At 37.5% G+C, this 15,919-nt stretch carries 13 protein-coding genes; 9 read left to right on the top strand and 4 right to left on the bottom strand.

Annotated elements, in window-relative coordinates:
- The first annotated feature begins 23 nt into the window (after positions 1 to 23).
- From ACO1D1_RS08305 to arsC, 3 genes are read left to right on the top strand one after another with little or no spacing between them, the layout of a single operon-like run.
- Complete coding sequence (locus ACO1D1_RS08305) at positions 24 to 368, top strand: ArsR/SmtB family transcription factor (RefSeq protein ID WP_423335571.1); 345 nt, start codon at positions 24 to 26, stop codon at positions 366 to 368.
- A gap of 15 nt (positions 369 to 383) precedes the next feature.
- Positions 384 to 1,679, top strand: a complete 1,296-nt coding sequence (locus tag ACO1D1_RS08300) for an arsenic transporter (protein ID WP_423335570.1) — start codon at positions 384 to 386, stop codon at positions 1,677 to 1,679.
- A 34-nt stretch (positions 1,680 to 1,713) separates the two neighbouring features.
- Positions 1,714 to 2,133: an arsenate reductase (thioredoxin) gene (arsC, locus tag ACO1D1_RS08295; RefSeq protein WP_423335569.1), complete on the top strand. Its 420-nt coding sequence runs from the start codon at positions 1,714 to 1,716 to the stop codon at positions 2,131 to 2,133.
- Positions 2,134 to 2,152: 19 nt separating this feature from the next.
- Here arsC and ACO1D1_RS08290 read toward each other — a convergent pair whose 3' ends face one another.
- Both ACO1D1_RS08290 and ACO1D1_RS08285 read right to left on the bottom strand, forming a co-directional pair.
- Entirely contained in the window at positions 2,153 to 2,455 is a 303-nt protein-coding gene (locus ACO1D1_RS08290) for a hypothetical protein (RefSeq protein ID WP_423335568.1), read from the bottom strand.
- A gap of 91 nt (positions 2,456 to 2,546) precedes the next feature.
- On the bottom strand, positions 2,547 to 2,846 hold the full coding sequence (locus ACO1D1_RS08285) for a hypothetical protein (RefSeq protein ID WP_423335567.1): 300 nt from the start codon (positions 2,844 to 2,846) through the stop codon (positions 2,547 to 2,549).
- A gap of 351 nt (positions 2,847 to 3,197) precedes the next feature.
- On the opposite strand from ACO1D1_RS08285, the gene ACO1D1_RS08280 reads away from it, so the two are divergent.
- Entirely contained in the window at positions 3,198 to 3,755 is a 558-nt protein-coding gene (locus ACO1D1_RS08280) for a hypothetical protein (protein WP_423335566.1), read from the top strand.
- A gap of 205 nt (positions 3,756 to 3,960) precedes the next feature.
- Here the strand turns inward: ACO1D1_RS08280 and ACO1D1_RS08275 are convergent, their stop codons facing one another.
- The gene (locus ACO1D1_RS08275) at positions 3,961 to 4,659 is read right to left on the bottom strand and encodes a hypothetical protein (protein ID WP_423335565.1); all 699 of its coding nucleotides are present in this window, start codon (positions 4,657 to 4,659) and stop codon (positions 3,961 to 3,963) included.
- Positions 4,660 to 4,949: 290 nt separating this feature from the next.
- A complete protein-coding gene (locus ACO1D1_RS08270) occupies positions 4,950 to 6,380 on the bottom strand; it encodes a PQQ-dependent sugar dehydrogenase (protein WP_423335564.1) in 1,431 nt (476 codons plus the stop codon).
- 257 nt (positions 6,381 to 6,637) lie between these two features.
- Here ACO1D1_RS08270 and ACO1D1_RS08265 point away from each other — a divergent pair, with 257 nt between their 5' ends.
- The 5 genes from ACO1D1_RS08265 (at position 6,638) to brnQ (ending at position 15,879) form a co-directional block, all read left to right on the top strand.
- Positions 6,638 to 7,711 (top strand): Wadjet anti-phage system protein JetD domain-containing protein, encoded by a 1,074-nt coding sequence (locus ACO1D1_RS08265; protein ID WP_423335563.1) that lies wholly within the window; start codon positions 6,638 to 6,640, stop codon positions 7,709 to 7,711.
- A complete protein-coding gene (locus ACO1D1_RS08260; protein ID WP_423335562.1) occupies positions 7,702 to 9,216 on the top strand; it encodes a hypothetical protein in 1,515 nt (504 codons plus the stop codon). The genes ACO1D1_RS08265 and ACO1D1_RS08260 overlap by 10 nt, the downstream gene beginning before the upstream one ends.
- Positions 9,213 to 9,959: a DUF6063 family protein gene (locus ACO1D1_RS08255; protein ID WP_423335561.1), complete on the top strand. Its 747-nt coding sequence runs from the start codon at positions 9,213 to 9,215 to the stop codon at positions 9,957 to 9,959. Before ACO1D1_RS08260 ends, ACO1D1_RS08255 begins: the two co-directional genes overlap by 4 nt.
- A complete protein-coding gene (locus tag ACO1D1_RS08250; protein WP_423335560.1) occupies positions 9,937 to 14,406 on the top strand; it encodes a hypothetical protein in 4,470 nt (1,489 codons plus the stop codon). Before ACO1D1_RS08255 ends, ACO1D1_RS08250 begins: the two co-directional genes overlap by 23 nt.
- A gap of 147 nt (positions 14,407 to 14,553) precedes the next feature.
- On the top strand, positions 14,554 to 15,879 hold the full coding sequence (brnQ, locus tag ACO1D1_RS08245) for a branched-chain amino acid transport system II carrier protein (RefSeq protein WP_423335559.1): 1,326 nt from the start codon (positions 14,554 to 14,556) through the stop codon (positions 15,877 to 15,879).
- Positions 15,880 to 15,919: the final 40 nt, after the last annotated feature.

Here is a 15,919-nt window from a genome sequence, read left to right as displayed (position 1 = left end):
TAAGTAGTTAGGAGGTTTAAACCTTGTCAAAATCAAACATTGATTTAGAAAGCGCAGCTAACATCTTAAAATTGTTAGGCGATAAAACCCGTTTAACCATGATCAAAATTCTTGATTCTCACGATGCTTGTGTATGTGAATTCGTTGAAATTTTTAAAACAAGTCAGCCTGCCATTAGCCAACATATTCGTAAGTTAAAAGATGCCGGGTTAGTCAGGGAAACAAGAAGAGGGCAGTGGATTATTTACTCTTTAAGTAAAGACAGTCCATATTACCCATTGGTTCAAGATTTACTTCTACATCTTCCAGACCAAGATTTTAGATTGAAGGAATTGGAAGAACAAGGGCTGCGTATTTCGTGTGAATAATTGGAGGTTTAAACATTGGCTACAACGATACTCGCATCATTGATTTTTATAATTACACTTATTTTGGTTATATGGCAGCCAAGAAATTTATCGATAGGCTGGTCCGCTTGTGGTGGTGCAATTCTCGCACTATTAGTTGGGGTAGTTGGCTTCCAAGATGTTATAGAAGTCACCAAAATTGTTTGGAATGCTACTTTTTCTTTTGTTGCTATCATTATTATTTCGTTAATTTTAGATGAAATTGGTTTCTTTGAATGGGCTGCGTTGCACATGGCACGTGGAGCCAAAGGTAACGGAATAAAAATGTTTGTTTATGTAAGTATTCTTGGAGCGCTCGTCGCAGCATTTTTCGCCAATGATGGGGCAGCACTTATCCTTACACCTATCGTATTAGCCATGGTTCGGAATTTAAAGTTGGAAGACAAAATGATTTTCCCATTTATCATTGCCAGCGGTTTTATTGCGGATACCACTTCCTTGCCGCTTGTGGTGAGTAATTTAGTAAATATCGTTTCTGCTGACTTTTTTGGCATTGGGTTTGTTCATTTTGCATCAAGAATGATTATTCCTACCTTCTTTTCTTTAGTGGCAAGTATATTGGTTCTATTTCTGTACTTTAGAAAAAGTATTCCAAAACAATATGATTTATCAAAATTAAAGAAACCTGCTGAAGCGATTCGGGATCAAAAAATGTTTCGTTTATCCTGGGTTGTATTAGGTATTTTATTAGCGGGTTACTTTATTAGTCAATCCCTTCACGTTCCTGTTTCGATTATTGCAGGTGTCGTTGCCATCTTCTTCTTATTTATGGGAAGAAGAAGCCATGCGATCGAAACAAAAAAGGTCATAAAAGGGGCACCTTGGGCAATCGTATTTTTCTCGATTGGAATGTATGTGGTGGTTTATGGCTTAAGAAACGCTGGATTAACGGGCGTACTTGCAGATGTGATTCAAGTATGTGCCAATCATGGCTTATTTATCGGAACCATCTCCATGGGCTTCATTGCAGCGATACTTTCTTCCATTATGAATAACATGCCAACGGTGATGATTGATGCTCTTGCCATTGCAGATACGCATACAACGGGAGTTATTAGAGAGGGTCTGATTTATGCAAATGTCATTGGTTCGGATTTAGGTCCGAAAATCACACCAATTGGGTCACTAGCCACCTTATTATGGCTGCATGTATTGAAAACAAAAGGAGTTAAAATTTCGTGGGGAACCTATTTTAAAACGGGTATAGTCTTAACCATCCCAGTTTTGTTTATCACACTAGTTAGTTTATACCTATGGTTATTAATCGTCTAACAAAAATCTCATCAGAAAAAGGAGACAAACTATTATGTCTAAAAAAATGATCTATTTTCTTTGTACAGGAAATTCTTGTCGAAGCCAAATGGCAGAAGGTTGGGCTAAAAAACATTTAGGTGATGAGTGGGAAGTGAAAAGTGCGGGAATTGAAGCACATGGACTTAATCCGAATGCTGTAAAAGCGATGAATGAAACTGGAGTGGATATTTCCAACCAAACTTCCGATATAATCGACCCAGGAATTTTAAACAATGCAGATTTAGTTGTTACATTATGTGGTGATGCTGCTGACAAATGCCCTGTTACTCCACCAAATGTAAAGCGAGTTCACTGGGGATTTGATGATCCAGCAAAAGCAGAAGGTACAGAAGGAGAAAAATGGGCATTCTTCCAACGTGTCCGTGATGAAATAGAAGACCGCATTAAGCGTTTTGCTGAAACGGGCGAGTAAGAAAGAAATTAATATCAATTCATTTTGATATATTTCCAGCTTTCCAATAATCAATCAAGTACTTGACTTGATGTTCGTCCACTATGTTTACAGCAAAATAAACAATTTCCTTATATTTCATTTTTCTAATTGGATTTTTAACAACATTATGCATTTTCCTGAAGATCATTATATCGGGTATTGTAAAAGCAACTAGAATAATAGCCCTCTTACCATTAATTCCCCAAGTACCTCTTGTGCCTAAAATTAGGGGTAAGGGGCTATTCTTGCCTTGTAGATAATTGTAAACCCACTCTTGTTCGCTTAAGGTTTTTTCACTCATAAGGATAGTCTCACTCTTATTTGAACTGTTTTCGTGATAGTAGGGTTCCCATTGGCTCAGGAGACTATGCTACATAAAGTAAAAAGATATATCAGAGTTTCCAATCCGGAAAGTCTGTTTCTTTTCGTTTTTCATAATCCTTCATTCTTGAGAATGAGTTTCCTAGTTTTCCTACAATGAATCCTTGAGGGCTTGATGTTTGTATATTACCGTTCAACTCTTCTAATTTAATTTTTGCAAACATGTTTGCTACTGTAGCTAAACTTTCAATAGTATCCATTAATTCAGGATTGTCACTGTTGTATCTTTTTGCAATGGAGTAAATATAATCAAGTCTATTTCTAATAAGCTTCAGCGTTTCGATACTAAACTGTTCCTGTGCTTTTGTCATAACATTCCACTCCTTATTAATAAGCCTATGCAAAAAAAGCTAAATGAGGAATGAAATAAAATAAATAAATAAATACGCATACTTTTTCTATGACTTGTTCCACCATTTTGAAATATCGGAATTTCCTTATAAATTGAGTTTTGTAGAAATCCATTACGACAATTTTTTCACTTTGAGTAATGGGACTTTATGATTAAAATACGAGGAAAATGTTGGTTTTTAGAAGAAAAAGCAGGATTTTAATTTTTAATAATGAATATATAATACAAAACAATTTACCAATCAGAAAGTAGAGGATCGGAACCATTTCATTCATCCATCCCAATCCATGTATGAAAGAAGGTATGCGGTATGAACGAAAGTTTTTTTGCGGACTATAAAAAGTTTATTGTTACACCGGTCGATGAAAAGTCAAATGGGAAAGAAGGATTTGATCCGAAAAATTATGCCTCACATTATATTCTGACGCTGTCTATTTACAATTCTCGATTGTCGAATTGGAAGGATGCTAGTAAATATTATATTGATGTTGAAAAAAGTATCAAAACGGTTCTAGCGGAATTCAATCAAAAGCAGTATGAGGGGTACCATCTTCAATTACTTGAATTAGATCAGTTTAAAAATTATTTTGTTTTGGCTCTTTCGTCAAAAATGAAATTTGAATCAAAGGACGAAAATGACCGTGTATCATATGTGGTTGATAGAATGCTAACAAATCCTTTTTATGTGGGACAAGGATGGTTCAATTTAATTGGAGAAAAGGGAAGAGTGGAACGTAAGCTATTTTGCTGCTCTTTTATGAAATATCAAGACGAAAACCCGGGTCACTCAAAAATAGACAAAAAATTCGAAAATGTCAGTGAATTAATTCCTAAAAATGGTGAGATTAAGCTAGTTAAAACACTTTAAATTAATTTGTGGGAATATAAATTTTTAATGTAATAAGGACTTAACACGCCGGTTAAGTCCTTTTAAGTGTATAGAGTAAGATTCTGTCCGCAAATTCCTTTCCATATTATTTTTAATATGTTTTAATCGAATAGGATGATCCATTTCATCCTTTTATTTCGATTAGTTAGTATGAAGTTGTTTAGCCCATTATGGACAAATCTCCTCAACACCCCCTCATAATTAAAATAGTTTGGTTCTGATCACCTGGACCGATAAAGTCTAATGCGGCAGGAGAGAATACTGGAACTTTTCTTTTAGTACCCTCCAAAAGTATTCGGATTGGCTCAAGGACTCCATGATCTTGAAAGGCATTGCCTCCCAAGAATATCTTCTTTTTTGCCTTTTTTCTGAAAACAGCCCTATTTTTTTCACTAACTGTGCTAGCTGCGGCGGGCTCCTTCACATCCTCTTTAAGGTACAATGATGCTTTCTCCGTTTGTTTTACCTCTTCGTCCATTACTGCGACTATTCCTATTTCTTGTTCATTTACCATCAAGATGAAGTGATAGCCTGTTTCCGTTTTCTTTTGCACAACAGCCACTTCATCTGTAATGAAAGTAGCGAACTCTTCGGATTCATTCGTGAGTGAGTCTTGAGGGAGTTCCTTTTTCTTGATGACTCGAAAAAATGCTTTTGCGCCAATTTCTTCATCAGTGAAGTCAAAAGGTTTTATACTTTGTGTTCGTACAAAGTACATGTTTTTAACCCTTTTTTGCCCATTTAATTGGACACATAAAGCAACGTCTTCATTCACCACCTCTCCCTCAACGTTTTCGAGCGTAGGGACATTCATTTTCATTCCTGGAAATTGAACGAAAATGTAGCTGAAGTTTTTCTTGGGCCGTACTTCCAGAAGTCTCATAAACTCACAACCTTTCCGATTTGTTACAAGGTAATTCTCCCTGTAAGATTATAATTCAATATCCATTCTTATCTTCCTTTCTGAGTATGAAGAGTTTTCATCGTCACTTTCTTGGGAATTGCGATAGTTTCTATCATTTGTTGAGTAATTATGAGGAATTCTACTAGCGAAAATCCAGAATTGAAATTCTTTGTCGTTTTAATCTTCCATGCAGCTTACCTAGGGGCAATGTAAAAAAACAGAACGAGATTGGAGTGTCCAATCTCGTTCTGTTTTTTCAAGGTTTTTATTCATGGAATAATTTCAAAAACAGTACCTTGGTTAAAATCAGTTACTTTCATTGAGCCATAAACCCCTAAATAGAGTCTGGTTTGATCCAGATTCGTTCCCAAACTAACATAATAAGATGATTGCGACCCGAAATTATAATCGGTTTCAATTACACTAAAATCATTTAGTTTACCATCTGTTCTTACCCTGGTATAGGCTAAAACCCCTCTAACCGGAGGGCGAGCTTCTTCATGTCTCGCAAGATCGGTAAACACAACGCTTCCCGTTAAATTGGGGATTTCATTCCCCATATAGGCTTGCACTCCTGTAAGTGCAGTTCCTCCAAACTTATCGGGCCTTTGATCTTTATGAAAATAACTAGTTAGGGGCTGAAGTCGCTTCACTGACGATATTACTGCTTCATCGTAATACGCAATTATTTTCTCATCCAAAGCCGGATTTTCAGAGCAGCCCCTTATAATCGAAGTAGGAAAAGCTCCTTCCCATCCTCGCCAGCCCAGGTTTATCAATCCTTCTTGGATTGGTTCAGTGTTTCTTAAAGATGCTTGAACAAGCTGAGTAACTGGTATTGGTTTATAATGAACAAATGAAAAAATCGACTCGACCAAATCCTGTCCGACATTTCCCACATATTTGATGTACTGATTATAAAATCTTTGAAATGAAATGCCTGGTATATTGCGGACTCCTTTGGCAATTACTGTAAGTGTTTCCTGAATAGGTGCGGGAAGTTCATTAAAGCGAGTGACTACGGGTGGATGATAGACATTAGTATTTTTATCTACATCAATTTCAATTATTTTACCAGCTAATTCCATAGGATCCTGGCTTAAATTAAAGGGATCATAACCTGCTCCACCATCTCCTGTTGTTAAAACAAGTTTCCCTGTTTCTGGTGAAAAATTTAAGTTATTTACACCATTATGATTAAAAAAAGGCCTTCTTATGTTAAGTAGGGTCCGTCGTTTTTGAGGTTGACCATTCGATTGTAAAATCCATTCCTCAACTGTATCAATGTGATCATATTTAGTTTCTCTATTTATCCATTTTAGGATTAAGGTTTTGGGATCACATGGGTCAGGCTTAAAATGTTCAGAAAGAGCACCTGGACCTTGTGTTCCAGCTACTGAATAATGAAGATAAAACAATCCAGTAGTATAAAATTTTGGATGAAATGCGAACCCCAGCAATCCCCGTTCATCATATCCACTACCAGAAACACCTTGTTCAGAAGTACCTAGTTTAATGATTTGCGGGCGAATATCTAAAAAAGTCATCAAACTTGAGTTTCCTATGTAAAAGATCTCTCCTACCTGGGTTGCAATAAATAATCTTTCAATGGAGTCTCCCGGAAGGATTGCTGTTTTCATAACAGTGGGTAAATTTAACTTAGTAACAATGGGCCGTAAACGAACCTTAACTTTTTTCACCCAACATTACACTCCTTCATTTTGTTTTCTTTTTTAAGAATATGATTGGAAATGTTCTATTAGTACCAAGTAAGGGCGGAGGAACGGGATAAGCATCGTAATAAAATATTAATATGTTGTTTTATTTACCCTTTAGCAGCTGGGAATTATAGTAAAAAACTTTCATTTACCAACCATATCTCAACTAGTTTATAATAAAAGGATGTCCATATGGGACAGTAGGAGTAGATTCTTAAAGGCTAAGAAGTTTTAAGTAGGTGAGTACAATCGATGTTATTGAAACACGGGTGAGAGGTTTTATAGCTGATATTCAACACCCGAAACAAAAAAAGAAAATAAATATGAATGATTTAGAAATTCAGTTGCGAAAGCTTTTGGATGACTATTTTGAAATGGATGGTTATTCGCTGTTCTATCGTGCCATTGAAACATTACAAGCAGAGGGACAACTTATCCCGATTCAAAATAATCAATTCAATGGAAGAACACCGGCTCTGCCCTTATATTATTGGGTTAATATAAAAGTTCAGCCAGCCAAATGGGATCGTCTTGAGATGATGAAATTAGGTGATCAGTTTGATTTTTCTTTTTATGAACGGCATCCCGAATGGCAAACGAGGGACGAGTGGAATCGAATCCAGAATGTATATACTTTTCTAAAGTTCAGTCAGGAACGGGAAATCGTGTCATTCGAAGAAAGAAGTCTGGAGCTATTCGGCCATGAAAAGTTCTTACTAGACGGTAATAGTTTTCCTGATGGAAAAGGATTTTTAGCTAGAATTGGAATATCAGAAGATCGTTTAAAAATGGTGAATTACGGGGAGCCTTTTGTATTTTGGATGAAACAAGGGACAGAAATAAAAGATATTCAGCGAGTCCTGATTGTTGAGAATCTATCTTTCTTCCATACTTCCATAAAGTTATTGGAAGCGAACGAACTTGATTATGAACCTGAACTGATTATCTATGGTGAAGGGACGAAAATTGAACGGAGCTTTTCCTTCTTCTTTCGAATGTTTCCGCCGAAATCCTATCTTTTTTATTACGCGGGAGATCTAGATGCCTCGGGATACGGGATCACCATCCGCCTGATCGAAAAATACCGAAATAGCTGTATACAGCCTGCCTTAAAAATTTATCGCAAAATGCTGGAATGTCTAGAACAAAGGAATGACCAGAAACAAGGTCAAACACAAAACACCAATTATCGGGATTTATTCTTTCATTGGTTTACTGAAGAGGAGCAAGCGCTATTAATGCAATTATGGCAGGAAAATAAGCGAATCCCTCAAGAAGTTTTAACGATAGAAACCTGGAGGAGATGGATGTGAACGAGTCATGGGAAGGATTCGCACTAAGAATGCAACGATTAAATCCACTGTTCGAGCTTGGGAGGGGGATGGAAGTAGGTGAGCTGAAACCTCATATCCAAACAATTCTCATGCAAGTGCTCCTCACCATCTTTTATCGAGAATTAAATGATGATGATAGTAGACGGAAATCGGATATCAAGTATATGGTCGAAGACTCTATTAAGCACATGAAGCTTTTAGCAGACGATAAGCAAATTGAAAGGATTACTGGCGGGCTCCTGTATCAGGGGAAAGAGGAGTATAGTAAACCGTTTGAAGCCTTATATTACGATGAAATTAGACAATCCTGGGAGACACAGATCTTTCGCTATGTCACCATGGATGAGTTATATACGAATTTAGAGATTGGCGGATCCATTGTATATAAGCTCACAGATGTCGCTCAGGAAATGATTTTTATGAGCAGGGAAATGGCTGAGGAATTTTCAATAACCATTGAACAACTCTACAGTATGCAGCTGATCAAAAATGGTAATTTCAGAAAAGCCACAAGAAACCTCGATCACCTCATTTCACGAGTTAACCGCTTAATGGCAAATGAATTCACATTTCAAAAGGAAATGATTAACAATCCCAAATTCCTATTGGTGGAAGAGGAATGGCAAAGAGCTGACAATCGGGTTGAAATTGAAAAGCAATTTGAAGAAGAAAAAAATCACTTCCGGACCATTACAAGTATGATAGAAAAGACAAAACGAAGGAATGAAGAAGATGATTATATCCAAAAAGAATTGATTCTTCTTCAAGAAAAAATTGGCCATACAAGGCAATTGCATGATCGTTTTGCTAAGCTGGTCATTCAAAATATTTCATATGAGATGAAATTAAAGGCAGAAAATCCTTCTTTATTTTGGGAAAACAGTCTGGTTTCATTTCGAGAGCATTTTTATGAAAATTGGTTTATGAAGGAAGGCGTTCATCGCTTTACCGTTATCGAAAAAGTCCTTTCTCCTTTATTTTCACCGAAGAATGAATTTATTTTGCCGCTTGATTGGATTTGGGGTGAACAAGAATTCAATGAAAAACCATTAACGGAAACTGTGATGGAAGATGAGGTTGAGGACAGCATTACTCGTCAACGCGTGACCAACTGGGATTCTGTTATTAAGGCATGGAGTTATGTGTTTCAATTTTTACAAACAAACGGAGAGTTTTCGTTAACGGATGTAAAGGAGCTGCCATTAGAAGTGCAGGATGTATGGTTTGAGGAATCTGAAACGATTGATTTGTGGATGATGTTCGATAAAAAGCCGCTGAAGGTTCAAGTGATGCATCGAAAAGAAGAAACATTAACCGATGAGAGAGAAATTTTATTATATAAACTAATGAAGGAATATCCACAATTTCAAGTGTTTGAAGGCTCGAAAATCTTTACAATGTTTGATCCTCGAGCGGAGCCTTTTCTATGGTATCAAATGAAGATGACCCCTTTTAAAATATGTGTACAGGAGGAGAAAGGATGAATGCAGAAAGTGTCAAAAAAGCTTCAGCTGTCTATTTCTCGTTATTAAAAGATAAAGTAATCGACGAGACGAGTGAGCATTTCCAAACTTATTTTGATCCGGAAGTGAGACAGACGGTTCTTTTATTAGCAGACGAATCAGGTACATATATTATTGAATCGCCTAAACGCATCCAGTTAGTTGTCCAGCCAACCGGGTCCGTCTTTGCTACGAATTTTACACATATGAAAGAAAAGCATCGGCAAGTTGAATCGAAAAAACATTTTCATCTTATTAGCGTTGTCATTATGTCATTTTTAGCAGCCATCGATCGCAATCAGGCTGCAAAAATCCGCACGAAGCGGGAAGGAATTAGCTACTACGCATTAGAGCGGCAAGTCAACGACCTAATGGTTAAGTGGGATAGCATTCTTAAAGCTAAACCTACCTTCGGAGAAGATGAGCGAATTGATATGAAGGAAGTAGTGACAACTTGGAAATACATGGAGGTTGACACGGACGATTATGGGGTTAAAAAAGGCAATAGACGCACCAGAATCGGTTTAATTGCCGGCGCTATGCGTTTATTGGAGACGGAAGGGTTAATCGTCATACTTGATCGGGACGATATTCCAAAGGTGATTCCAAAACAAGAGCTTTTTGAGCGAATTGAATACCTGTACCACGATTATGATCGGTATGAAGTGTTTAAAAAATTAATGAATACAGAGGAGGATCTGCATGCCGAAAATCCATCGAATTAGAATTGTCGGCCTGAAATATGATGGCATGCAAAAACAATATAAAGACACAACGTTTAATTTCCATAATGAGGAGACATCCACAAATGGCCTTGTTGCGATGATGAATGGGGGCGGGAAAGGTGTGTTCCTTCAGACCATTTTCCAAATCCTCAAGCCTGGAACCTCGTGGGGAAAACAGAACAATCGGTATTATCAGCAGTTCTTCTTTAATAATAAAGAACAATTTATTCCCTATACCTTTCATGTTGTTATCCAATGGGAATTAGACGGTGCTGACCGCACCTATCTGATTACAGGAGGAATGTTCTCAGCCGAGCAGCGGATTTCGATGAGTGAAGAAAGTGGTAATGAGAGTAAAACATTGGAACAGGAGGCTAAGATTCTTCCTGCTATTACATTCTATACAAGAGAATTTGAACGGAAAGAAGAGGCAGTACTTGAGCATATACCACTCTATGAAAATGGTGAGGTGGCTGAAACAGAAAGTTTAAAGGACTATTTAAAATGGAATGGATATGACGTTTACAAAGATACGAAGAAGCACTATCGAATTCTTGATTCATACGGAATTAACCGTAAAGACTGGGATATTATGAAGGACATTAACAAGGATGAAGGCGGCGTCGGGAAATACTTCGAGGGAGCTGAGGATGATCATTCGCTGTTCCAAAAACGAATCATTCCTACTGTGAGTCAAGTCTTACTTCGAACTGAGCATCAAAAGAACGATCTTGTCGAGATTTTCAAGAGTCAGGCAAGTATAGCCAAGGACCTTCCCGTTCTCTTAAAAAGAGAGCAAGCCCATAAAGAGTTTCTAGAAGACATTGTCCCATTTGAAGAGCACTTAGCTAAAGGAGTCAAACATAAGGAAATTGTTCAAGCCAGTTTCCAGGTAGGAAGACAACTGCTCGGTGCTTTAGAGCATTTGAAGCAAGCGGAAGAGGAAACGCTGCTTACTTTAGCGAAAGATCTAGAGAAATTAACGATTAGACAAGCAGAGCTACACTATCGAAGAGACAATTTAGAGTATGCAAAAGCTCATAGAGAGGTAATGAACTGGGAAAAGAAATTAGTGGAAGAAAGGAAGTTGCATACTTCCTTACAAGATATCGTAGGGCAGAAACAGAAACATAAGGAACAGCTGGACTTTCAAGTTTTATTGAAAGAGTGGAGTGAAAACGAACAAAGTATTCGTACGCTTTCACAGCAAATGGCAACATTGGAACAAAATAGCGGCTTAGAGCAAGTGAATCAAAGAATGGATGAGATCAAACAAGAAGCTAGAAAGCAATGGGAGCACTCTTATCAATCAATTCAAGAAGCTGTTACGCAGTATTCCGGGTATCAAAGGTTTTTAAAGAAAAAAGGTACGGAGCTTTCCGGGCAGGATAAACAAAAGATAAAAGACATTGCACAGCTGAGTTCGGAAATTGATTCCCTATACACGCAAATTCACACCTTTGAGTCTAAGGAGTCTGCACTGATCCAAGAATTTGGAGACCGATTAACCTATGATTTTAAGGGAATGATTGAGAGTTTTTCTAAGCAAATTGAAGATAAAAAGACTAGATTAGAAGAGCTGCAAGCAAAGGATAAAGAGTCCAGTGAAAAGCAAAATCAACTTGCCACATCACATGGTACCCTCGTCCAATCGATTCAGTTTTCAGAAGAAAAATGTGAAGGATTATACATTGCAAACGAAAAACAAAAGGAAAAAGAAGCAAAACTGTTAGACAGGCTTCATGGTTTACTTGACATAGTCACGGTACCGCTTACTCACTCGCTCTTATCGAAGTATAGCTTACAGATTGAAGAGATTATGAACAATAATCGACAACAAGCTGAACAAATTAAAAAAGAACTTTGGGAAACTCAACTGGACCATTCCTTAAATGACGAACCCTTCTGGATACCAAATAAAGATGTGAAAGAATTAAAGGAATGGATTGATGAGAAGACGGGTATTGATGTATTTTATGGAACCCAGTTTCTCCAATCTTTAGATCCAGAGGAAATGGCAAACTGCAATACAGCCTATCCCCTGCTTCCTTATGGGTTGGTGGTCAGTCAACATCAATGGCAAAAGATTAATCAGCAGGTTCTTTCAGGAAGAATGTTTAAAAGTCCTGTACCGATTTTCATGCGAGAGGAAATGAATAACGAGAAGCTGCCATCGTCCTTTGTAGTCATTAACGGAACTGAAAAAGGGCTATTAAATGATAAAAATCAATTCATCAACTGGAAAATAAAAATCTCTACACAAATAGAAGAGAAGAAAGATACGCTCATAGAACTAGAAAAAACAGAAACCTCATTGCGTAGAATGCTAAAAGAAATTGATCGGTTTGTAACTAGTGATCTTTCTAGTGATATAGAAAAAGCTATCAAACAGGAACAAAACGCTCTTCTTTCCAAGGAAGCACAATTACAGGAAATCATTATACTAGAACAAAAGGAAAAAGATGCTCAGCTTGAGTTAAAAGGACAGTTGGAAAAAACAATAGGCAGGGTCGAAAACCTTACACGAAATGTAGAAAAATTAGAGGATTTTGATCAAGAAAAAACGCTTCATCAAGAAAATCTAAGGGTGAAAAGTGAGAAAGAAAAAGTAAAAGAAGCTTTGACCGTTCAGCAGCAAGAAATTGAAAAAGAGCACAAAACTATTGCTGACTTGCAAAATAAGTGGAATCAAACCTATTTAGAATGGAAGCTAACAACCGAACACAATATGAAGGAAATCAGATTCTTTATCGAAGATGCTGTTTTTCCTCAAAACGAAAAAGCAGACCTGTCTGAAGAGGTCCCGCGTTTATCACTACATTTATTAGAAGAGATCAACGGAAGTATAGAAGCGCTAAAGCAGCTGCAAAAATCTAAAGAAGAACAGGCTGGAGAATTACTCGTTATTCAAGCAAAAAAAGAAACCGAACAAAAGCTGCAAAAGAAATTAGAGAAAAAACTACATACTCTTAACGAGGCGTGGAAGGACGCTGCGGAACCTGATGAACCTTTAAGTATATTAGAAAATATGCTTCAAATGGCACAGAAGGAAGCAAAGACTGCTGAAAAAGAAGAACGGGAGAAAGGAACGGCAGTAACCGTAGCAGAAACATCATTACAGCATGCGGCCGAACAGCGTGAGAAGGCAGGAAAGAAAATTGCAAAACATGAAAAACAACCGGAAGAATGGGAAGATCTCGACTTAGAAGTTAAGGCTGTTGAGATTAAAGATCAAACAAAAATAACCAAAGAGGAAGTAAAGCAGACAGAAAAACGCCAAAAAGAAACTGAAACAAAAATTGCGGGTTTTGAAGGGGATTTGTTAACCTTATCCGTTATTCTAAAAGAAGAAGCGGCAGCATTTACGAATCAGGATGTAGAAAAAATTAAAAGCCAAGGCAAAGCTTGTATCTTATCTTGGTGTGAAGAACATCAAAAGATTCAGGAAGAAGGCCAAGAGAAGCATGCGAAAATCGATCAGTCTCTACGCAATTTAAAGCTTACGATTGAAGGGAAAGAGTGGGAGATTCGTTTCAAAAATGAAGTACTAACAACACTTGACCATATGGATACTAGGCATTATTCGCATATCCAAACCATAGTTAATAATATGAAGCGTTTTTCCCAAAGAGGATTAGAACAATTAGAACGTGACAAAGAAAGAGCAGAAAAGGCGCAAAACTTCTGGGCCAGCCGTGCCAGCATGAAAGTAATGAGCATTTCAGAAGCGATTCGTTCCATGATTGCGAAAATGAAACTGAAAAATGAACGAGGATCCTTTCCGCTTGTCCAGCTCAAAGAGGATATCTTGCCAAAAATGGCTGAAGATATCGAACCGCTGCTGAAGCAGCATTTTGTGGCTGCTATTAACAAAATCACGAAACAATTTGATATGATTGATGATCATAATCGAGCCTTAGATGAAGAAATAAAACAACTCATTAGTGATGAGCAAATTTTATTCGTATCCCTACGAAATCGCTATCCAGAGCTCTTGGTTTATAATATGCGAACGGATAATGCCTTCATGTACGGGAAACCGCAAAGAGAGCATTATTCAACCTGGCAGACGATTAATCAAGGTTCCAAGACGAAATCCGATGGCAGCGGAGGACAAAAGCTATCGGCTCGAATGGTGATGATGATGATGTTATTATCGGTTAAGAGCGAAACAGATCAAAGCTGGGTTCCTTTGGTCTGTGATAATCCGTTTGGACAGGCAGCATCGGCACATGTCCTTGATCCGATCTTTGCCGTTGCTGAAAAACTGAAGTTTCAATTCATCGTCGTCACTCCGCCCGAACTAGTGAAAACAGAAATCAGTCAAAGATTTGCTGCCTATTATAAATTGGACTTCATACGGGAAAAAGGTAAAGAAATTGTAACGGACACAATTGTTCCGGCATTTCGGATTTACCAGGGAGAAGAAGTCGTTCAGGGAAGGTAAAACAATTTGATAACATAGTATGAGATAAGGGGTGTCCCGAAAGAAGGGGACACCCTAAAAGTTTTGTACGATCCTATTTTACCTTTTGATTTGTTATTTATATTTGATATAATTGTACAATATTTTTACATCATAAGGAGAAACATCATGAAGTTTTCTGGAAAGCAAGTAGTCTTTATTAGTTTTATGTTATTTTCTATGTTTTTTGGGGCTGGTAACCTGATTTTTCCACCATTCCTTGGCCAATCGGCAGGTGCGCATTTTTGGACAGCTCTAATCGGTTTTATAGTTTCTGCGGTAGGACTCCCTATTCTAGGTGTGATTTCCGTTGCGATGGCTGGAAGTTTTAATGATTTAAACCAAAGAGTTCATCCCGTATTTGCTTTGGTTTTTCCATTTTTAATTTATATTGCAATCGGTCCGGGACTGGCCATACCTCGTGCAGGTAGTCTTGCCTTTGAAATGGGTGTAGCACCATTCTTGCCGGAGGCTTTGATGGAAAGTCCTGTTTCCTTGTTCATTTATAGCATCCTCTTTTTTGGACTTGTCACATGGTTATGTATGTATCCTTCCAAGCTAATTCACCTATTTGGAAAACTTTTGACCCCTATATTATTGGCTTTGATTGCTATCATTTTTATCAAGAGCCTAATTGATCCAATAGGTCCCCATGGAGCACCTAAAGGGAATTATCAGATAAGCCCGGTATTTCAAGGTTTTTTAGATGGTTATTTAACCATGGATGCATTAGCAGCACTCGCTTTTGGGATTGTGATTGCCAATACTTTGACCGCACAGGGTGTCCTGGATAATAAAAAAAGATCAGTTTATATGATGTACGCTGGTTTAGGTGCAGGTTTGTTACTTACGTTGATATATCTTATTTTAGGCTATTTAGGTGCAGCAAGTGCTTCATTAGGACACGCAGAAAATGGGGCCATCATTTTATCTAATGTTATGACACATCTTTTTGGAAAAAGCGGAACGCTTCTTTTAGGGATAGTATTTACTCTAGCCTGTTTCTGTGTATCTATAGGTTTAATTACCTCGTGCAGCCAATTTTTCTCCAATGCTCTTCCAAGAGTCACGTATAAAATCTGGGTCCTGATCGTAGCCGTTCTTAGTACAGCTATTGCCAATTTAGGACTAACACAAATCCTGCAAATTTCGGTACCCATCCTTGGCATGATCTACCCAATTGCCATCGTTCTTATTTTCTTAGGTCTATTCGATAATTTTGTAAAGGGGAAACGATATATTTATATCAGTGTAATCGGATTTGTGGCCATTTTTAGTCTCATAGATACAGTAAACAAGACATTTCTCGGAAATAAATGGAGTAATGCTTTTGGAATCCTTCCTTTTTATCATGAGGGAATTGGATGGATCATACCGGCGCTAATCGGTTTAATAGTTGGCTATCTTATGGGAATGTTTAAAGGAGATACTTCTTTTCCTGAAAAAACTGCATAAGGGAAGTAAAAATCTCACTAATCTTTGGGTTAGTGAGATT

The organism is Neobacillus sp. 19, from assembly GCF_049463095.1.
GTDB lineage: Bacteria > Bacillota > Bacilli > Bacillales > Cytobacillaceae > Neobacillus.
Note: the sequence above shows the minus strand (reverse complement) of the source record. Positions and strands in the feature narration are given on the sequence as shown.